Below are 21248 nucleotides of genomic sequence, written 5' to 3' on the forward strand. Positions count from 1 at the left end.
GCCCATGCTGGGCACACTAAAAACCCCCTAGCTTGAAACAAGCTAGGGGAATTATACATAATGTAGGACGAATCCCAATCGTGCCGTCATTATGAAGCGTATCGTTTTGAGCCCGCACACAGCAGGTGGGTATCCACTTTGTAACTTAAAACGTCCCCTGGGGGCATGTTAGCCATTACAAAAGAAAGGATTCCCGACGATAAAATAGTTCGGTCAAAATCGATGTGGCAATTAACGAACACATCAGGATTCGTGTTACCTGTATATTATCATATCCATTTTAGAAATACAACAACATTATTTTATTGATTTCTGACTTTTCTGAATGCTGATTGCTAAGGATAATTCTTTCAATTGTTCTTCTGAAACTGCACTTGGTGCCTTCGTCAAAATGTCACTTGCACTCGCAGTTTTAGGGAATGCTATTGTGTCACGTAAGTTGGTACGACCAGCTAATAGCATCACTAAACGGTCTAGACCTAATGCGATGCCTCCATGTGGAGGCGTTCCGTATTCAAAAGCCTCAAGTAAGAAGCCAAATTGTGCAGTTGCTTCTTCTTTAGTAAATCCGAGAATGCTAAACATTTTTTCTTGAACATCACGTTCATAAATACGTAATGATCCACCACCAAGCTCATAGCCATTTAATACTAAGTCATATGCTTGAGCGCGCACTTTCTCAGGATTAGTATCCATTAATTCTAAGTCTTCAACAAATGGCATTGTGAAAGGATGATGGGCTGCATAGTAACGGCCATCTTGTTCGTCATATTCAAATAACGGCCAGTCAATTACCCATAGAAATGCAAATTTACTTTCATCGATTAGTCCAAGTTCTTTTCCTAATTTCATTCGAAGTGCACCTAACGAATCAGCTACAACTGATTTCTTATCAGCTACAAATAATAATAAGTCCCCTGCTTCAGCTTGAAGTGTTTGAGCTAATTTCTCACCAGCTTCACCTTCAAAGAATTTCGCAATTGGTCCTTTTAACCCTTCTGCATCAACTTTCAGCCACGCTAAACCTTTAGCTCCATAACGGCCAGCAAACTCACCTAATGCATCGATGTCTTTTCGTGAATAATTAGCAGCAGAACCCTTTACATTAATTGCTTTAACTTGTCCCCCATTTTCAACTGCGCCCGCAAAAACTTTGAATGAAGATTCAGCAACTAATGAGGATACATCTTGTAATTCTAAACCAAATCGAACATCTGGTTTATCTGAGCCGAAACGATCCATGACTTCTGAGTACTTCATCCGTTGGAAAGGTGTCTCAATGTCAATCCCTTTAATATCTTTCATCATTTTCTTCATCATACGTTCGTTCATTTCTAAAATGTCTTCCATAGACATGAAACTCATTTCCATGTCTATTTGTGTGAATTCAGGTTGACGGTCTGCACGCAAATCTTCGTCACGGAAACAACGAGCAATTTGGTAGTACTTTTCAAAACCAGATACCATTAACATTTGTTTAAATAATTGAGGTGATTGTGGCAACGCGTAAAATTCTCCATCATGTACACGACTTGGAACTAAATAGTCACGTGCTCCTTCTGGTGTTGATTTCGTCAATATAGGTGTTTCTATTTCTAAGAAAGTTTCATCATCTAAGAAACGACGAATTGATTTAGTCACTTCTGAACGCATTTTAAATATTTCATACATCACCGGACGACGAAGATCTAAGTAACGGTACTTTAAGCGCAAATCCTCACTTACTTCAGATTGGTTCTCAATAGCGAAAGGTGGATTCTTTGCTTCATTAATGATGGTCACATGCGATGCTTGGACTTCTATACGGCCTGTTTTCATGTTTGCATTCATTTGTGATTCTTTACGTGCAACCACTTTACCGTGCACTTCAACCACATATTCATTACGTAATTTGTCACCGATTGCTAATGCCTCAGCTGATATTGCAGGGTTGAAAACAATTTGGACAATACCAGTTCGGTCGCGAAGATCTACAAATATCAGCCCGCCTAGATCACGTCTTTTTTGTACCCATCCTTTTAATACGACTTGGTGTCCAATTGCTTGGTCTGCTACTTCTCCACATGGATGTGTACGTTTTGTCATGCTAATTCCTCCGTTGCTTTAGATGCGATTTCAGTAAAGTTTTCTACTATTTCTTCAAATGTAAGTTGTTGTTGATTTCCGTTCGCTAAGTACTTCAATGAAATTTTGCCACTTTCAAGTTCATTGTCCCCGATCACAACGGAAAACTTGGCATTTAAACGATCGGCTGATTTCATTTGAGCTTTTACTTTACGATCCAAATAATCCATTTCAGCTGAAACATTGTTTTGACGAAGCTGCGAGACAAACGATACTGCTTTATCCTTCGCCGCTTCCCCCATTGCTACTACATAGACATCTAGTGTCGGGAGGTTTTCAAAAGTTTGACCTTCAGCTTCTAATGCTAATAACAATCTTTCAATACTCATACCAAAACCAATACCAGGAGACTCTGGACCACCTAAATCTTCAACTAAACCGTTGTAGCGGCCACCTCCAGCAAGTGTCGTAATGGCACCGAACCCTTCGCCTTCACTCATAATTTCAAATGCAGTGTGATTGTAGTAATCAAGGCCGCGTACTAAATTCGGGTCTACTTCATATTTAATGTTTAAAATATCTAAGTAATGCTTTACTTTTCCAAAATAAGCAGCAGATTCTTCGTTCAAATAATCTGGTAGTTTTGGAGCTGTTGCCATTAATGGATTCTCTCGATCAACCTTGCAGTCGAGAATTCGTAACGGGTTTTTTTCTAATCGATTTTGACAATCAGAACAAAACTCTTGGATGTGAGGCGAGAAGTGAGCACTCAGTGCAACACGATGAGCTTGTCGACTTTCAGTGTCTCCTAGAGAATTGATCACCAATTTAATCTTCTTCAGTCCTGCTTTTTGATACACACTCATCGCTAGAGCCATAACTTCTGCATCTATGCTTGGATCTTTACTACCGATTGCTTCAACTCCAAATTGAACGAATTGACGATAGCGACCTGCTTGTTGACGTTCATAGCGGAACATCGGACCTGTGTAATACAGTTTTACGGGTTGATTTGCTAAACCAAATAATTTATTTTCGACAAAAGAACGAACAACAGGAGCAGTTCCTTCAGGACGTAAAGTTAATGAACGATCGCCTCTATCGGTAAATGTATACATTTCTTTTTGAACGATATCGGTTGTATCACCAACACTTCGTGTGAAGAGCTCAGTATGTTCAAAAATCGGCGTTCGAATTTCTTTGTACTGAAACAATCGACAAGTATCACGAATAAGTTCTTCGACTGCTTGCCACTTTTCAGTTTCACCTGGTAATAAATCTTTCGTTCCTCTAGGCACATTAATCGACATATTAATAGCTCCTCTCTTTAACAAATAAAAAAAGCTCTCGTCTCTTGCGTAAATACGCAAGGGACGAGAGCTTTTGTAAGCTTCCGCGGTTCCACCCTAGTTGACACAAATTACATGTGTCCTCTCAAGTCCGGATAACGGCCGGTTCCGTTTTCACCTACTACACCTATTAAGTGTTTCGACGAAAAGCCTATCATGTGTTATTCACTGAGTGCTTCTGTAGGAAAGATTTCAGCCACGTCTTTCCCTCTCTTAACAGCGTTTTAAACAGTTACTTTCATGGTCATTGGCGCTTTGTTTGATTCAGATTATACTTTATCTTAATGATTGGGCAAAAGAATGTCAACCTTTTTCAAAAAGCTATAGTTTTTTCAGTAATTAAACTCTACAATAAGTAAATGGAGGGATTTTATGCGAAAAATTAAACTACAGAAAAACATGCAAATATTTTTAGCACTTATTCTATTATTAACACTTATACTTCCTTCAATAACACAAGCAAATGGGCAAAGTATTCAGTCGACAGTATCGAAGCTTAATATACGATCTGGTCCTGGACTTGCCTATCCAATCATTTCTTCATTGCAAAAGGGTGACCAAATGCTTGTACTTGAACAACAAGGTGATTGGACCAAGATTCGTCGTGGTTCATCTGAAGGCTGGGTAGCTTCTTGGTACACGAAAAAAATTGGTGAAAAGAAAACTCAAACAAATCAACGCATCGTATCAAAAGTAAATGGGTTAAATGTTCGCTCACAAGCTTCTATTGATTCTGCAGTTCTTACACAATTATCAGCCGGTGACCAAGCTACACTCGTAGCAGATCATGGTCAATGGGTCGAAATCACATTTAATCAAGTAAAAGGGTATGTAGCAAAAGATTACATAACGATTCAAAAAAGCGAATCAACTCCTACTAAGCAAAAAATAGTTAATGGCAATAACTTTGAAGTGGCTGTTGATAGACTGAATGTACGCTCTAAGCCCGATTTAACAGCCAAAAAAGTTTCCACAGTTAGTAAAGGGGAACGGTATAAAATCATTGAAAAACAACATAACTGGGTAAAAATACAGCTTTCGGCAGAAAAAAGCGGATGGGTGTATTCATTTTATGGGACGTTAACAACTGGAGCTGCAAACTCTTCAGTTAAAAAAGCAAAGCAAAGCAAGTCAACTTCTATTAAAAACATCTCTATTGTATATAATGGTACAAACTTAAGAGAGTCTCCTTCTACTGCTAGTCAAGTAGTTTACCGTGCTAATGCGGGGGAATCGTTTAAAACAGTTGGACAAAGTGGTGACTTCTATAAAGTTAAAACACCAAAAGGTGCAACGGCATATGTTGCGAACTGGGTTGTCTCAACAGATGCTACTAAAAAAGAAGTTGAAAAGCAGCAATCCAACGTGACACGAAAGAAAGGTACTTTAAACGGTCTAACCCTAGTCATTGACCCAGGACACGGCGGAAATGACAGCGGGACAACTGGCGTTCGTGGAACTGATGAAAAAGGGATTGCGCTTCGTACTTCACAAGTTTTAGCTAATAAACTTCGAGCAGCTGGCGCGAATGTCGTATTAACGCGTGACTCGGACGTATATGTAGACTTACGTAAACGCGTTGCACTAAGTCATCAAGTCGCAGCAGATGCATTTTTAAGTGTCCATTACGATGCTACAGATAGTAGTGCTATTAATGGCTTTACTACCTATTACACACACGGATATCAAAAAAACCTTGCACAAAGTGTTAATACAGGTATTGGAGATAAAATCACCCTGCGTGATCGTGGAGCTCAACCTGGGAACTATTTTGTGTTACGCGAAAATCGTCAACTAGCTATTTTGATTGAACTTGGTTTCCTCAGTAACCCGGCCGAAGAACGAGCGGTTACATCAGACAAATTTAGAGAACAAGCCTCATTAGGAATCTATAATGGCGTAATAAACTATTTTGATAATCAGCTAAATAAGTAATTTGATAGAACTAGAAAAAGGGTATTCCAAAAGCGAGACTTTTGGAACACCCTTTTTTTATTGGTAATTTTTACTTCCACACACATAAAGTAAATTTAGAGCCATTCTCGTCTTTCTACTCCACAACACTTACATGAGAGCATGAATGTCGCTTGACTAGTTCATGAGGAACAATGATACGTTTTACTGGCACTTTGGGATCGGCCAAAATTTGAATTAGACTTTTCGCTGCTTGATAACCAATCTCGAAGATATTAATCTCGACTGAAGTTAATGGAGGATTGGATAGTTCTGCAAATAATACGTTGTTGAAACTTAGTATTGAAATATCATCGGGTACGGAGATGTTCATTTCTGATAAGGTATTGAGCACACCAAGTGCTATTAAATCATCTGCTACTACTAAAGCTGTAGGTGGATCTTGCAAGTTCATGAGCTTACCTATTGCTTCCTGTCCACCTTCGCGTAAAAATTGGCTATGAATAATATAATCATCATTACTTCGAATTCCAGCATCACGTAAAGCTTTTTCGAATCCTAGTAATCGTTCAACGGTGACAACAAAATTCAAATCTCCACCAATAAAACCAATTTGTTCGTGACCTAGGCTAAGCAAATAATTGGTCACTTCTTTTGATGCCATATAATTATCGTTATCTACGTATGTAATCAGTTCCACGTCTTTAAACGGTTTCCCAATAACAACAAACGGAAAATTTCTTTCCCTTAAATAATTCAGTACTTTGTCTTCAATACGCGAGTACAGTAGAATAACACCGTCTACACGACCACCTTGAACCATTTGAATGACACCTTCAAATATCTCTTCATCCGTATTTCCTGTATTGATTTGGAGTGCATATTGTCGCTCATTTGCACCATCACTTAATCCTCTGAAAACAGTTGGGAAAAATGGATTTTGGAAAAATACATCTGTGGAGTTTGGAAGAACTAATCCGATTACTCTAGTTGATTGATTGGCTAAACTACGTGCGATGAAGTTTGGATGGTAGCCAAGCTCATCCATTGCTGCTCTCACTATAATTTTAGTTTTTTCGCTTATACGAGGATTATTTGCAATGACCCTCGATACCGTTGATGGCGCGACATTTGACAGTTTTGCAACGTCTTTAATTGTAACGGCCAAAGCTCACCCTCCTCTCTTTAATAAAGACTAGTAAATCTCTATGATATAATTCTCCAATTATTAAGTAGAAATAATTAGACATTCTATGAAGGTAATCTTTTACCATTCAAGAAACGTTTTAAACTAAAGAAAATAATAACAATGAATGCAAGTAAAACAACTGACATGGCTAAAAGGTATGAGATGCTTAAGCTACTTTTATCAGAAATGATAAATACTTCAGAGGTTTCAGAGTTAACTTCTATCTCATATTTTCCATCACTTTCACTAACAACAATACCAGCTAATAAAACGGTTAATTCTTTATTTAGTGGTAAGTCCTTGTTATCTATAATGACAGTTTGTGATTTAGTCGTATTGTTAATCGCGACGATAAGTTGTTCATCTTTATAACTGCGTTTATAAACAGCCATACCAGCTTCTTCATGTAACACTTCTAATTCCCCCCTTGAAAGAGCAGGGTACTGTTGACGCAGTTCTCCAAGCTTGGTTAAATAATTAATCAATTCATTGTCTGCATCGAAGTCCATTAATCTTCTGTTATCTGGATCTTCTCCACCGTCCAAAGCAATCTCCGAACCATAATAGACAATTGGAATACCGGGTGCTGTATATAAATATGTAAGAGCCAATTTCCACCGAGTTACTGGATCTTGCTTATTTTGAATACTATCTCTAGTAAATCGAATCATATCATGATTATCCATGAAGTTGCCCAAAAGTTCAGGTTGTCTGAAAAATGCCATGTTGCGTTCTAATGAAGTGAACAACCAATCTAGACTTTGATTCGGCTTTGAAAAAGTTGTGCGAAGATGTTCATTTTGTGAAAAATCGACAAAACTATCTATTCCTGTTTCCTCATAAGAAGCTACAACACGAAGATCATTATGCCAGACTTCCCCCAACAAATAAAAATCATCTTTTACCGACTTAACCTCGCTGGAAAAATCACTCCAAAAATCTTTTGGCACGTGCTTGACTGTGTCTAGCCGATAGCCATCCACATTAGTTTCTTGAATCCACCACTTTGCAGCATCCAATAAATATTTACGAGTTTCAGGGTTTTCTTGATTCAAATCCGGCAAATCAAAAAGCCAGTTGTTTTCTACTTCTTGTTGGTTATCCCAATTAATAATGGGTTGTTCTTCATGAAACCAATCTAGTTTCGCCTCATCATTTACCCATGGGTGTTTTGGACCAACATGGTTGACGACAAAATCCAGAATCACTTTCATGTCGCGCTTATGCGCTTCTTTAACAAGTGTCTTGAATTCTTCTATCGTTCCGAAGTGCTCTTCCGTCTCATAAAAGTCATTAATCCAATATCCATGATACCCTTTTTCTTCGTTATCGAATACAGGTGTCAACCAAATCGCTGTGAATCCCATATCACTTATATAATCAAGTTTGCCCGTGATCCCTTTAAAATCCCCACCATTATATGCCTTTTGGTCTGCAGCATTTACTTTAAAATCGTTCGAACTATCTGCATTATTAAAGCGATCAACCATAATGAAATAAATGATTTCATCCTGAAACTTTCGTTCTTCTTTTTCTACTGCACTTACTGGAATTGCGAAAAAAAGAAGAAACGGAAATAAAATGAGTACTACTAGTGTATCCCTCAATTTCCGCTCCCCCTTTATATTCCTTATTGCGCTTTGAACATTATCCTTTTGTACCACCTGCTGTTAAACCCGATACGAAGTATTTTTGGAACATTAAGAAAAGAATGGCAATTGGTATGGCAATCAATACCGACCCTGCGGCAAACTTCGTAAATTCATTACCAAATTGCTTAGCAACTAATTCATATAACCCAACTGCTAGAGTGAATTTTTCTTCATCTCGTAGCAAAATTCTTGCCAGAATGAAATCTCCTAACGGGGCGATGAACGAGAACAAAGCTACAACCGCAATAATTGGTTTTGCTAGAGGCATGACAATTTGGAAGAAGATACGAAAATGTCCTGCGCCATCCATTTTTGCTGATTCGTCCAGTTCTTTTGGTATCGTGTCTAAGTATCCTTTCATTAGCCAAGTATTCATCGGTATAGATCCACCAACGTAAACCAAAATTAAACCAATATGTGTATCAATTAAGCCTGTGCGATTGGCTAATACGTAAATAGCGATTAAAGCAGCGAAGTTTGGGATCATCTGTAATATTAGGAAAGTTAATAAGCCGTTTTTTCTTCCAATAAAGCGATATCGCGAGAATGCATATGCCGTAAATGCTACAGAAATAACAGATAATACCATCGTAATAACACTAATCTTCATAGAATTCCAATACCATAGCAGATAATTAGAATTTTCTAGATTAAACAAGTATTTATAATGCACGAGTGATGGGTTATTCGGGAACATTTTCGAGCCTGATAAGCTTTGCCCTGGGTTTAATGATGAACCAACTACCCACAGTAAAGGATAAATGATGATGAAAACCATCGCTAAAATAATGATATAAGAAATTGTGAGTCGGATTAATCTACTTTTTTTATTGCTCATATTACATCATATCCTCCTCTTGGAATGACTTGGTTCTCTTAAATTGCCATAGCGCAACTGATATAACAATGATGGACAGAATCATGGTAACTGCAGCAGCTTTTCCATATTGTGCACTTGTCATGGTTAAACGATAAATCCAAGAAATTAAAATGTCAGTTCCACCTGCATTTTGTCCTGGTATTGCTGGTCCACCACCATTAAATAAGAAAATAACATTGAAGTTATTAAAGTTAAAGGTGTATTGGGTTATTAGTATTGGTGCAGTTGCAAATATAACAAGCGGCAAAGTAATTGAGAAAAACTTTTGCATAATGGAAGCCCCATCAACTGTTGCTGCCTCATACAATTCATCTGGAATAGATTGTAGTACACCCGTTGTCATGGCAAAGATGAATGGGAAACCAAGCCATGTTTGAATCATAATTAACGCAATGCGCGTCCACATTTCATTCGTCATCCAAGGTATGCCTTCCATGCCAAGAAGCGGTAATATCGAACGATTAATGACACCGAATGTCTCATTAAACATTCCAGAGAAAATTAATATGGTGATAAAAGCGGGAACTGCCCATGGCAAAATCATAATTGTTCGAATGATAGCTTTTCCTTTTAAATCTTTTTGATTTACTAAAATCGCCAAGAAAATACCAAGTGCAACTTGTAGAGTCGTTGCACCAAAAGTCCATACAACGGTCCATGCCAGCACGGAAAAGAATGTCGTACGCCAAATTTCAAGTCTAAATATATCAACAAAGTTTTGGAAACCAATCCAATCCACCAGATTATTAGGTGGGGAATGATATAGATCATAATTCGTAAATGCTAGTAGTAATACAAATAATATAGGGAAAATGACTACGAAGATTAATAAAAAGAAGCCCGGCGTAATCATTAAATATGGAAAACCATTATCAATTAAATTATGGTATTGTTTTCGAACCGAATTGACGGCAATACCTAAGTCACGTTTTTTCCCATTTTGATAAGCATCGTAAAGATTAAAAGCATAAATTGCGAGACCCATAATCGTAATGATAATGGCGATTATTCCATCAATCAAAAGAAAAACGGAATGATCTAACTTAGCTATCTCGCCTAAAGTCACGATCCCCCAAAACCCTTCTCCAATCATTTCGAAAAAAACAAATCCAAATGAAGAGGAAAAGATGAGAAATATCAACCCTTTTAACAACTGCTTATTATAAAATTGACCGAATCCTGGAATGATGGATAGCAGTAAAGCGTTTCTTCGATGACTTGTTGTGGTTTGTAAGTTTTCCATTTATGGTAGCCTCCCTTTCACTCTAGGAGAAAGTATTTGCGTTATGTATCAATCGATTTAAACCAGATGAAGCTACAAAAAGTTTGCAAGACTCATCTCATTTAAAGAGAAAGAGTTTTAAGTAAAATAAAAGGACTGGCCATACCTTCTTTAGTAGAAGGTACCGCCCTTATCCTTTTCATCACCTTATTTAGCTGGGTGGTTTGTTTCGATATTAGTTGTAATTGATTTTACAGCTTCGTCTAAAGCTTCTTGTGGCTGTGCTTTACCAGTAGCCAAAGTTTGAAGTGCTGTTGCCATTGGTCCCCAAACTTCACCCATTTCAGGAATGTTTGGCATTGGTACAGCGTATTGAGATTGCACTGCTACTGCTTTTGCGCCTTCATTGTCAGCAATAATTGGATCATCGACTAATGAAACGTTCGCTGGAATCTCAGAGACTGCCTCAAAACGAGCTTTTGAGTTTTCATCGTTTGATAAGTGTTCAATTAATTTGGTTGACCAATATGGATTTTCTGTGAATTCTGTTACATGCCATCCTTTAACGCCCATGAATGTCTTTACTTGCTCTCCGTTAGGCAATGTTGGCATCGGTGCAATACCGATATCAATTCCTGCATCACGCATACCTTGGAACGCCCATGGTCCGTTCATGACTGCCGCAACTTTACCTTCGTTAAATAATCCGTCCATAGCTGCGCCGCCACTATCACCAATTATACCTTTAGGGAATAATCCTTCTTTGTACCATTGTTGAATGTAAGCCGCGCCTTCTGCTGCGCCTTCATTATTTAATCCGATATCGTCACGGTCTAAACCTTCAGTTGATTCATTGAATACATATCCGCCCATACCTGCAATTGCACCGTGTGCGAAGTAGAAGTTATCCCAAAGTGCAAGAAAACCATAGTTTTCGCCTTTAGTGAAATCTTTAGAGAATGCGTAAAGTTCATCCATTGTTTTTGGAGCTTCTTCCATCAGCGCTTTATTATAAATTAAAACTGGTGTTTCTGTTGCTTTCGGTAGACCGTATAATTTTCCATCATACATTTGAGCAGTTACTGAAGACTCGCTGTATGTTTTTAGAACTGTATCATCTACAGTAATTTCTTGGATAAGACCTTCAATAACTACTTGACCGATTTGATCATGTGGAAGAGTCACTACGTCTGGTGCACTTCCAGAAGGACCATCAAGACGTAATTGATCACGGATTTTATCCGCCATGTTTAATTCTTTAAATTCAACTTTAATACCATGCTCTTCTTCAAATGAAGCTATTGCAGCAGGCAGCCAATCTTTACTCTTGTCTATATCTTCCCAAACAACCAATTTTTCAGGTTTAGCCTCTTCAGTCACTTCTGTACCTTCTGTCCCATCTTCTCCATCGTCATCTGGTGTAGTTTCTTCTGCACGATCAGGTGCACAAGCCGCTAAAATTGCCAGTAAAAACACAAGCATCATCACTAATAAATTCTTTTTCATCATGACCCTCCTAATATCTTTTTTTATTTATACAACCGTTTGCACAAAAACGAAAAGATTGTAAAAATGAAAACGTTTTTATAAAACTCTTCGTCTTTTATTAAGTTACATGTTCTTTGTGAAAGCGATTGCACAATTTTAATTATAATGATTGTTAGAAAATTTACAATACTTTTTTATAATTAAATATAGTGAAAAGTATAAAGTGGAAGATCCCCCTCTAGCTCAAATGTTATAGTTTGAAAAATCATTACACGACTTCATGGTCCTCCAAGAAGGGGCATATGGGAAATCTCTATGTTGCACAAGCTTTCACCTAATCAATTCAAACCTTGGTTTGAATTGTAAAATGACTATTTGCAATATAATATTGAGTTACTTGTATTTTTTTGTTAATCTGAAACGTAGTTTTACTATTTTGTACTCAATCAATTAAATAAGGAGTGTTTTACATGGAGCGATCTGCAGTTTTTCACCGACCTGGTAATAATGATTCCTATATTTATGACGATTCGACTTTGGCTATTAGACTTCAAACAAAAAAAGATAATGTAGACAGCATCCAGCTTCTTTATGGTGATCCTTATATTTGGAAAGATGGTAAGTGGATATTCCAAAGAATCGACATGTTATTAAACGCTACAGATGCTCTATTTGATTACTGGGAAGTTAAGATTACACCACCACATAGAAGAATTCGATATGGCTTTGAATTGCATGCCCTTGATGAAATTCTTCTCTACACAGAAAAAGGTTTTTATGAAGAAGCTATCGATGACTGTTCCTATTATTTTTGCTTCCCATACCTTCATGCATCCGAACTTTTCGATGCACCAGCTTGGGTTAAAGATACTAATTGGTATCAAATTTTCCCTGAAAGATTCGCTAACGGAAACCCCTCAAATGACACACATAATGTGATTCCCTGGGGATCAGCTCAACCTACTCAAAGTAATTTCTTTGGTGGAGATATCGTAGGTGTCATTCAACACCTAGATCACTTAGTGGAACTAGGCATAAATGGTATCTATTTAACACCAATTTTCACGGCGCAATCCAACCATAAGTATGACACGATTGATTATTTTGAAATAGATCCTCAATTTGGGTCGAAACAAGATTTTAAAAGATTAGTAAAAGAATGCCATGCACGAGGAATTAAATTGATGCTTGACGCTGTTTTCAACCATTGCGGGTATTATTTCCCTCCTTTCCAGGACGTATTAGAAAAAGGTCAACAATCTGACTACGTCAACTGGTTTTATCCACATAACCTCCCACTTCATGGAGGGCAACATCCGAATTATGAGACCTTCGGGTTTGTAGAATCCATGCCTAAACTTAATACTCAACATCCAGAAGTTAAGAAATACTTACTAGACGTTGCATCTTATTGGATCAAGGAATTTGATATTGATGGATGGCGTCTCGATGTTGCAAATGAAGTTGATCATCAATTTTGGAGAGAATTCCGCACAGTTATACGTAAACAAAAGCCAGATATCTATATTCTCGGTGAAATATGGCATGATTCCATGCCTTGGCTATTAGGTGATCAGTTTGATGCGGTCATGAACTATCCCTTTACTACCAACGTCTTGAATTTATTAGCGAATCAAACGATTTCAGCTCAAGAATTTATGAATGCCATGACAACTGTTATTCAGAGTTATCCTAAAAATGTCATGGATGTCACATTTAATCTAGTAGGTAGCCATGACACTCCTAGAATACTTACAGAATGTCAGGAAGATGTAAGCCGAGTAAAACTTATATACACTCTTTTATATACGTTTATAGGGTCTCCATGCATGTATTATGGAGACGAGATTGGTATGACAGGTGGTCGCGACCCAGGTTGCCGCAAATGCATGGAGTGGAATCCAGACAATCAAAACTTAGATTTACTTGATCATGTTAAAAAATTAATATCCCTCCGTCAAACGGAAAAATTACTTGCCAATGAGGGAGATTTCCAATTCTTAAATCACATAGAAACAGAAATTGTTGCTTACCGGAAATATCAGGGTGACCGAAATGTCCTGGTCATCATTAACCCGACTAATAGCGAAAAAACATTCAAGATGCCCTACTCACTTAAAGGATTAGTCATTAAAAATATGTGGACTGAGGAACAATTTATTTCAAATGTTGATTCTAATGAAGTTATACTTGAACCTTTCGGGTTTAAGATTTTAGCTTATCAACATAGTCCAGACGTTGAAACTTATAGAAATTCTAATTAATTTTGTCCATGAAAAAACAGCCTTGATTATCGGTCACTGAAAAAGTTAATTTATAATTTCTTAGCTTATGGACTAGTATAGGTGATTTCCGTTCCAGCCGGACGCTTTCCGCGGGCGAGCGCCGAGCCTCCTCGTCGCTTGAAAAACCTATGCTCCTGCGGTTACTCGTCGCAAACGAATTGTGCACAATTCGTTTCCTGCGGGGTCTCGTCTGTCTCGCTTTTCCCGCCGGAGTCGCCGCCTTTCACTTCAATCACTTGTAAATATATTTTTTTCATCTAAAAAAAGTGATGTTCCTTTATCTGATTAAATTCTAACAGAATGTTCCCGCTTTTAAATCTAAACAAGCAATTCTTTCCTCAATTTGTCGAGGAAAAGATTGCTTGTTTTTGTTGTATAATAAGTGCCAATCAAGAATCTTTAAACATTAGTCCATTTATAGCCATTTAAGATATCGTTGTGCCAGAAAATAATATGCTACGCTAAATCAATGCCCAGCCAGAAGCTTCAGTGATTGGTAAGCTTCGTTCTTTAAGATGTGAACTATTAGATATGCTCATTTAAAAGACGGTTGATAGTGCACTAGAAAAAGAACTCATCAAAAGTAAAATCTATAATTGAAACGAAAAATAGTGAATTGAAACCTAGACATGGGTATGATGTAGCATCATCTGCGGGTCTATTTGGTATGCAAATGCAAGGAACCACGGCTATATTTGCAGTAAATCTCAAACGAATTATTACCTTACTGAAGGAATCAGAGTAGCAATACGAAAGAAAAAGGCAACATTTCGTTCAATTCCGAACGAAATGTTGCCTTTTTCAATTTAAACACACATATAAAATTTTAAAAACATAAGTTTTTCAGTGCCTTCTATTTATCTAGTAGTACTGCTACCACTAGATAAAGAAAGGTGTTTTTTCTTGTCTCACTTGATTATTATCATTTTGATTCAACAATTAATGTTACTGGGCCGTCGTTAGTTAATGTAACATTCATCATTGCTCCAAAGACGCCGGTCTCAACTTGAAGATTTTTTTGACGTAGCTCATCGTTAAATAAATCCCAAAGTGGTTTTGCAACTTCAGGTTTAGCCGCTTCACTAAAACTTGGGCGTCTGCCTTTTTTAGTATCACCATATAGCGTGAATTGAGAAATAGATAATATTGCCCCATTCTCTTCAAAAATGGATCGATTCATTTTACCTTCCTCATCTTCAAATAAACGTAGATTAGCTATTTTTTCTGCTACGTATTTAACATCTTCTTGTGAGTCTTCATGTGTGATACCTACGAGCAGGACAAAACCTTTATCGATTTGTCCCGTGACTTCACCGTTAACTTCTACTTTTGCATGTAAACTTCTCTGTAATACGACTTTCATATTTAAAACCTCAATTCGTCATACGTTGCACAGAATGAATATCGGGAATTTGTTTAATACGCTCTACTATTTTTATTAAATGAGCTGTATTTGTAATCATAAGTGTCATATGAATGGTCGCAATTTTATCTCGATCGGCTTTCCCACTAACAGCCGAAATGTTCGTTTTACTTTCATTGACAACTTGCATCACTTCGTTTAATAAACCAGAACGATCGAATGCAGAAATTTCAATATCAACTTGATATTCTTTTCTATTCATCGTCGTTAATTGGTCGCTCCACTCCACTTCAATGATACGTTCGTTACCATTTGCAACAAGTACATTTGGACAATCATTTCGGTGAACCGAAACCCCGCGTCCTTTAGTAATAAATCCGACGATTTCATCGCCTGGAACCGGACGACAGCATCTAGATAAACGAATGAGTAGATTGTCAATTCCTTTTACGATAACACCAGATTCCGTGACTTTTCGAACTAGAGGTGTGTGCATTTCTTTAGTTATTTTTTCTAGCGCCTCTTCTTGTTCACGAATTTTACGCATTTTTTCAGCTAAGCGATTAACGACTTGTTGTGCAGTAATTCCATTAAAACCTACCGCAGCAAACATATCTTCGTCGCTTGTGAAATTGTATTTCGCACAAACACGTTTAATATTTTCATTGTTCAATACTTCTTTTATGTCAAACTCTTGTGCTTTAATTTCCTTTTCAATCATTTCGCGACCTTTATGTACATTATCGTCACGTAGTTGCTTTTTAAAGAATTGTTTAATTTTATTTTTTGCCTGTGACGATTGAGCTATTTTCAACCAGTCTCTACTTGGGCCAAAAGATTGTTTCGAAGTTAAAATTTCAACAATATCACCTGTTTTTAATTTGGTATCAAGTGGCACCATTTTACCGTTTACTTTTGATCCAATCGTTTTGTTTCCGATTTCTGAATGGATTCTATAGGCAAAATCAATAGGAACCGATCCTGCTGGAAGTTCCATGACATCTCCTTTTGGGGAGAATACATAGACCATATCAGAGAATAGATCAAATTTAAGTGACTCCATAAACTCTTCTGCATTTGAAGAATCATTTTGGTACTCTAAAATTTCTCTAAACCATGTAAGCTTAGTATCAACCGATTTATTCGATGACTCTACTTTTTTACCTTCTTTATAAGCCCAGTGAGCAGCTAAACCAAACTCGGCGATTCGATGCATATCTTCTGTACGAATTTGTACTTCTAAAGGATCACCTTGTGGACCAACCACAGTTGTATGAAGAGATTGGTATAAGTTTTGTTTGGGCATAGCAATATAATCTTTGAAACGTCCAGGCATAGGCTTCCACAGCGTATGAATAATCCCTAAAACAGCGTAACAATCCTTAATACTATTAACCGTGATTCGAACAGCAAGTAAGTCATAAATTTCGTTAAACTGTTTGTCCTGTACAACCATTTTTTTATAAATGCTATAAATATGTTTAGGTCGTCCAAATAAATCAGCCGCGATTTCAACGTTTTTTAGTTCAACTTTAATGCCTTCCATAACATTGTTTAAGTAATCTTCGCGCTCATTACGTTTTCGTTTCATTAAATTCACTATACGATAGTATTGTTGTGGATTTAAATAGCGCAATGAAATGTCTTCAAGTTCCCATTTAATTGTAGATATCCCGAGACGATGAGCAAGTGGCGCAAATATTTCAAGCGTTTCACTCGCTTTGATTAGTTGTTTTTCAACCGGTTGAAATTTCAATGTACGCATATTATGTAACCGGTCTGCTAACTTTATTAATATGACGCGAATATCTTGGGCCATGGCAACAAACATTTTACGATGATTTTCCGCTTGCTGTTCTTCTTTTGACATAAATTTAATTTTGCTTAACTTCGTGACACCTTCGACTAAAAGTGCAACTTCTTCACTAAATTCACGTACGATATCTTCCCTATGGATGTCGGTATCTTCTACGACATCATGTAAAAACCCTCCAGCTACTGTTTCGGGATCCATTTGAAGTTGTGCTAATATCCCTGCTACTTGTATCGGGTGAATAATATAAGGCTCTCCCGATTTTCTGAATTGTTCTCTGTGAGCATACTCCGCCATTTCATATGATTTTTTGACAAACTCTACGTGATTGTCATTCATGTAAGTAGCGACTAATGAAAACACTTCTTCAGCTGTAAATACTTGGTCTTTCGCCATGTCGATAACCAGACTCCATTCACTTTCGTTATATATATGTATGTCCTATTGTATAAAAAAAAAGATGAACTTGTAAAGTCCACCCTCTTTTATATTTAGTATTGCATCAAAGTACAAATATCATAGCCTTTTAATTTTTCGCGTCCATCAAGATAAGTTAACTCAATTAAGAAAGCACAACCAGCCACAACACCGCCCATTTGTTCAATGAGTTTGATAGTTGCTTCTACCGTTCCACCAGTTGCAAGTAAGTCATCTATTATCATAACACGTTGCCCTGGTTTAATCGCATCTTTGTGCATTGCTAAGACGTTTGTACCATACTCAAGGTCATATTCAGCAGTAATCACTTCACGAGGTAATTTACCTTCTTTTCGTACAGGTGCAAAGCCTTTAGCCATTGCGTATGCCACTGGACAACCAATAATAAAGCCACGTGCTTCAGGTCCGACAATCATATCTACATTCTTTAATTTCGCGTACTCGACGATTTGATCAGTAGCGTATTTGTAAGCATCACCATTATCCATAATTGTTGTAATATCTTTAAAATGAATACCTGGTTTAGGCCAATCTTCAACAATTGTTACATATTGCTTTAAATCCATTGTTGCTCCTCCTCAGGAACGGTCTGCTCGGCTAAGCGTTTATCAAACCATTGTCTTAGTTCCATATATGGTGCATATAACAACTTTTGTTCAAGTTGCATTTGCTGTTCTCGTGATTGATAGATCATCGACTCCGCAAGATCCCGTTTCACAGCTGTTTCTTGCATGTCAATTCGTCCATTGTTCATTTTAACAAAACCTAGGTCAAAAAACACCTCTGTCATGAAAAATAATGTGCTCGTTGTCCACCCTTTATGTTTAGCTAGCTTATTTACGTGTTGTTGTAGATCAAATGAAGGGCGTTTTACTAAAAATCCATAATACCATTTGAAATGATCACGACTAGGCATAACTTCAAAGTAGGTGGAATCAGGTGCATAAAAATGTGCATAAATCCGTTTTGGTTGAATATGTGTCAATATTGTTTCCAAAATTTCTTCATCATGTGGAATATCGAGTAAGACGATATATGGTTTTGGTTCTGGACTCGGTTGGTTTCCAGAAATTAGCGTGATGCTAACATTTAATAATGACTCAAAATGTTGAATTGTTTTTTGATTAAATGCCAAGTAAAGGGTTTGTTCAGGCTGAATTATTTGATTCCACCTGTTCACTTGGCGTATTCCTCGAATATCATATAGTTGCCATTCATCGGTCTTCGCATCTTCAATCATGAACTGTGGTTTTTTGCGGCCATTCCATTCATTAATTTGAATATCACCAATAAATGATACTTCAATACCAGGTGTTAATTCATCTGCCAAATTTCCTTGGCTAAAACCAACCGCATCCAAAGTATGTGGTCCATCCGCTAGTTCCATTTTCACATGATTTTGATTAGCTCCAATTTTTCTCATAGAGGTTATGTTTACTCGTTCAATGCAGTACATGGGTTTTGGGAAACCCATTCCAAAGGGACCCAGTTGTTTTAATGACTCGATCGACTTTAAATCAATTTCGTTTATATTAATAGAAATATCGACTTTTTGAACCGGTTGCAGATCTTCTTCAGATAATGTTTCCTCGGCTTGGTTTTGGAGTCGATTACGTAACTCCTCTACATGTTCAATTGATAACGTCATCCCTGCAGCCATTGGATGCCCACCAAATTGAGGCAGGATGTCACGATTTTTTGCTAGTTCATTGTATAAATTAAAACCTGCAATACTTCTACCCGAACCTTTAGCGACGCCTTTTTGTGAATCAAGACCAAGCACAATGGTTGGACGATAGTATTTCTCAACCAGTCGTGAAGCTACAATCCCTACTACCCCCGGATTCCAATCTTCTTTTGCTACAATAATGACGTGAGGATTTAGCCCGGTTTCTCCGGCTTCTACCATAGCTATTGCTTCTTCTGTCATTTTACTAACAATACCTTGACGTTCTTTATTATGTGTATCTAGCAATTTAGCAAGTGACATAGCCTCAACTGAATCTGTCGATAAAAAGAGCTCAACACCAGGGCCTGCATCCGCTAACCGACCAAGAGCGTTAATGCGTGGTCCAAATAAAAACCCAATCGTTTCTTCGTCAATTAGATTTTGTTCGGTTCCAGCAACTTGGCATAACGATTGAATCGCTGGTCGTTTTGACTCGCGCATTTGCTTAATCCCTTGTTGTACAAAATAGCGATTTTCATCATGCAAGGAAACTAAATCTGCCACTGTTCCAATGGCAACGAGTTCAAATAACTCTTTAGGTACTTCCCCAAGTAAGGCGTGAGCCACTTTGAAAGCTACGCCTACTCCAGCCAACTCACCAAATGGATAATTGCCCAGAGGATGCCTAGGATGAATAATCATATCTGCAGGAGGAAGAATTTCTCCCGCTTCATGATGATCTGTTACGATAACATCCATGCCTAGTTCCTTAGCGAGCTGAATCTCTTTGACTCCTGAAATTCCGTTATCTACTGTAATAATTAAATTTACACCGTCTTCAAACGCTTCTTGAAATAATCGTTCACTTGGGCCATAGCCATCTACAAAACGATTTGGAATAACATATGTAACTTGAGCATCGAGTAGTTGAAGAGCAGTCATCATGACGGATGTACTAGTCACTCCATCCGCATCATAATCACCATAAACCAATATTAATTCCTCATTGGCAATTGCTCGTTTAATTCGAGTCACAGCTTTATCCATATCATGTAACAAATAGGGATCATGCATCGATGTTTCATTCATATGTAAAAATGCCTTTGTCTTATCGACATCAATAAACCCTCGAGAAGCAAGGAGTTTTGCAGACACGGGTGGTAGTTTTAAAGCTTGTTGTAAATGTTGAACGATTTGGTCATCTGATTGTTCCATACGCCATCTCTTTTTAGATTCAATCATCTATTTCACTTCCTCATATCTTTCAGTATAACGCATATAAGCTTGGTTGTTATATACGAATATTGTCATAGAAGAAATTGGATTTCCATCTATAGTTTTTTTTGAGGTACAAGTTATTATAGAATATTAGTTAATCCCCATTTTCCTAATACAATATAAATAGGATTTAAGAAAAATCGGGCAAAGTACGCCCAGTCCTTTAAGGAAGTACAGATTAAATATAGTGATTTCCGTTGCAGTCGGACGCTTTCCGCGGGCGGTCCCTGAGCCTCCTCGTCGCAAGCGCCTGCGGGGTCTCACCAGACTCGCTTTTCCCGCCGGAGTCGCCGCCTTTCACTACAATCTTTCTTCTTTTAAAAAATGAACAGTAATAGCAATTTAGTTTTAAAAATAATTATAAAAAATTGTCCTATCTTGTAAAATGAAAATACGACATCTATATTTAGTATAAGAATATATAATTGAACAAAATCGACTTTCACTGAGCGTAAACTTGCGTTTCTAAAAAATGAAATAATACTTTACATTAATCGGATTAACCAGAGTCACCTCATAGATATTCCTCTTTAGTATTTTAGTTTCCATATACTAAAAACAACAAGAACACTGGGACACATCAATTTTATATTTTAAGAAAAACCGGGCAAGTGCGCTCGGTCCTTTTAAGAAGAGTAACCATA

At 37.4% G+C, this 21248-nt stretch carries 13 protein-coding genes, 1 other RNA gene, 1 pseudogene and 1 other annotated feature; of the genes and pseudogenes, 3 read left to right on the forward strand and 12 right to left on the reverse strand.

The window, feature by feature from the left end; genetic code table 11:
* Positions 1-67 precede the first annotated feature (67 nt).
* The 3 genes from ssrS to hisS all read right to left on the reverse strand — a co-directional run bounded on the left by ssrS (position 68) and on the right by hisS (position 3374).
* Positions 68-253, reverse strand: a non-coding RNA gene (ssrS, locus tag C406_RS20310) — 6S RNA.
* A gap of 44 nt (positions 254-297) precedes the next feature.
* Positions 298-2085 carry an aspartate--tRNA ligase gene (gene aspS, locus C406_RS0115685; protein ID WP_017381606.1) on the reverse strand — a complete coding sequence of 596 codons (1788 nt, stop codon included), beginning with the start codon at positions 2083-2085 and terminating at the stop codon, positions 298-300.
* On the reverse strand, positions 2082-3374 hold the full coding sequence (gene hisS, locus C406_RS0115690; protein ID WP_017381607.1) for a histidine--tRNA ligase: 1293 nt from the start codon (positions 3372-3374) through the stop codon (positions 2082-2084). Before hisS ends, aspS begins: the two co-directional genes overlap by 4 nt.
* Positions 3375-3430: 56 nt before the next feature.
* Positions 3431-3670, reverse strand: a binding site (T-box leader).
* A 115-nt stretch (positions 3671-3785) separates the two neighbouring features.
* Here hisS and C406_RS0115695 point away from each other — a divergent pair.
* Complete coding sequence (locus C406_RS0115695) at positions 3786-5348, forward strand: SH3 domain-containing protein (protein ID WP_017381608.1); 1563 nt, start codon at positions 3786-3788, stop codon at positions 5346-5348.
* Positions 5349-5463: 115 nt separating this feature from the next.
* Here C406_RS0115695 and C406_RS0115700 read toward each other — a convergent pair whose 3' ends face one another.
* The 5 genes from C406_RS0115700 to C406_RS0115720 form a co-directional block, all read right to left on the reverse strand.
* Positions 5464-6495: a LacI family DNA-binding transcriptional regulator gene (locus C406_RS0115700; protein ID WP_017381609.1), complete on the reverse strand. Its 1032-nt coding sequence runs from the start codon at positions 6493-6495 to the stop codon at positions 5464-5466.
* 83 nt (positions 6496-6578) lie between these two features.
* A complete protein-coding gene (locus C406_RS0115705) occupies positions 6579-8123 on the reverse strand; it encodes an alpha-amylase family glycosyl hydrolase (RefSeq protein ID WP_017381610.1) in 1545 nt (514 codons plus the stop codon).
* Positions 8124-8163: 40 nt separating this feature from the next.
* A complete protein-coding gene (locus C406_RS0115710; protein ID WP_017381611.1) occupies positions 8164-9006 on the reverse strand; it encodes a sugar ABC transporter permease in 843 nt (280 codons plus the stop codon).
* A 1-nt stretch (position 9007) separates the two neighbouring features.
* Positions 9008-10291 carry a carbohydrate ABC transporter permease gene (locus C406_RS0115715; RefSeq protein ID WP_017381612.1) on the reverse strand — a complete coding sequence of 428 codons (1284 nt, stop codon included), beginning with the start codon at positions 10289-10291 and terminating at the stop codon, positions 9008-9010.
* A gap of 186 nt (positions 10292-10477) precedes the next feature.
* Positions 10478-11776: an extracellular solute-binding protein gene (locus C406_RS0115720; RefSeq protein ID WP_017381613.1), complete on the reverse strand. Its 1299-nt coding sequence runs from the start codon at positions 11774-11776 to the stop codon at positions 10478-10480.
* Positions 11777-12228: 452 nt separating this feature from the next.
* On the opposite strand from C406_RS0115720, the gene C406_RS0115725 reads away from it, so the two are divergent.
* Both C406_RS0115725 and C406_RS20560 read left to right on the forward strand, forming a co-directional pair.
* The gene (locus C406_RS0115725) at positions 12229-14022 is read left to right on the forward strand and encodes an alpha-glycosidase (protein WP_017381614.1); all 1794 of its coding nucleotides are present in this window, start codon (positions 12229-12231) and stop codon (positions 14020-14022) included.
* Positions 14023-14638: 616 nt separating this feature from the next.
* Positions 14639-14788, forward strand: a pseudogene (locus C406_RS20560) (IS5/IS1182 family transposase); the annotation flags it as partial.
* A gap of 177 nt (positions 14789-14965) precedes the next feature.
* Here the strand turns inward: C406_RS20560 and dtd are convergent.
* The 4 genes from dtd to recJ form a co-directional block, all read right to left on the reverse strand.
* On the reverse strand, positions 14966-15406 hold the full coding sequence (dtd, locus tag C406_RS0115730; RefSeq protein ID WP_017381615.1) for a D-aminoacyl-tRNA deacylase: 441 nt from the start codon (positions 15404-15406) through the stop codon (positions 14966-14968).
* A 10-nt stretch (positions 15407-15416) separates the two neighbouring features.
* Positions 15417-17615: a RelA/SpoT family protein gene (locus tag C406_RS0115735; protein WP_017381616.1), complete on the reverse strand. Its 2199-nt coding sequence runs from the start codon at positions 17613-17615 to the stop codon at positions 15417-15419.
* A 95-nt stretch (positions 17616-17710) separates the two neighbouring features.
* Positions 17711-18223, reverse strand: coding sequence for an adenine phosphoribosyltransferase (locus tag C406_RS0115740; protein WP_017381617.1), 513 nt, complete (start codon positions 18221-18223; stop codon positions 17711-17713).
* A complete protein-coding gene (gene recJ / locus C406_RS0115745; RefSeq protein WP_017381618.1) occupies positions 18214-20568 on the reverse strand; it encodes a single-stranded-DNA-specific exonuclease RecJ in 2355 nt (784 codons plus the stop codon). The genes C406_RS0115740 and recJ overlap by 10 nt, the downstream gene beginning before the upstream one ends.
* Positions 20569-21248: the final 680 nt, after the last annotated feature.

It is taken from the genome of Paenisporosarcina sp. TG-14 (assembly GCF_000297555.1).
Taxonomy (GTDB): domain Bacteria; phylum Bacillota; class Bacilli; order Bacillales_A; family Planococcaceae; genus Paenisporosarcina; species Paenisporosarcina antarctica.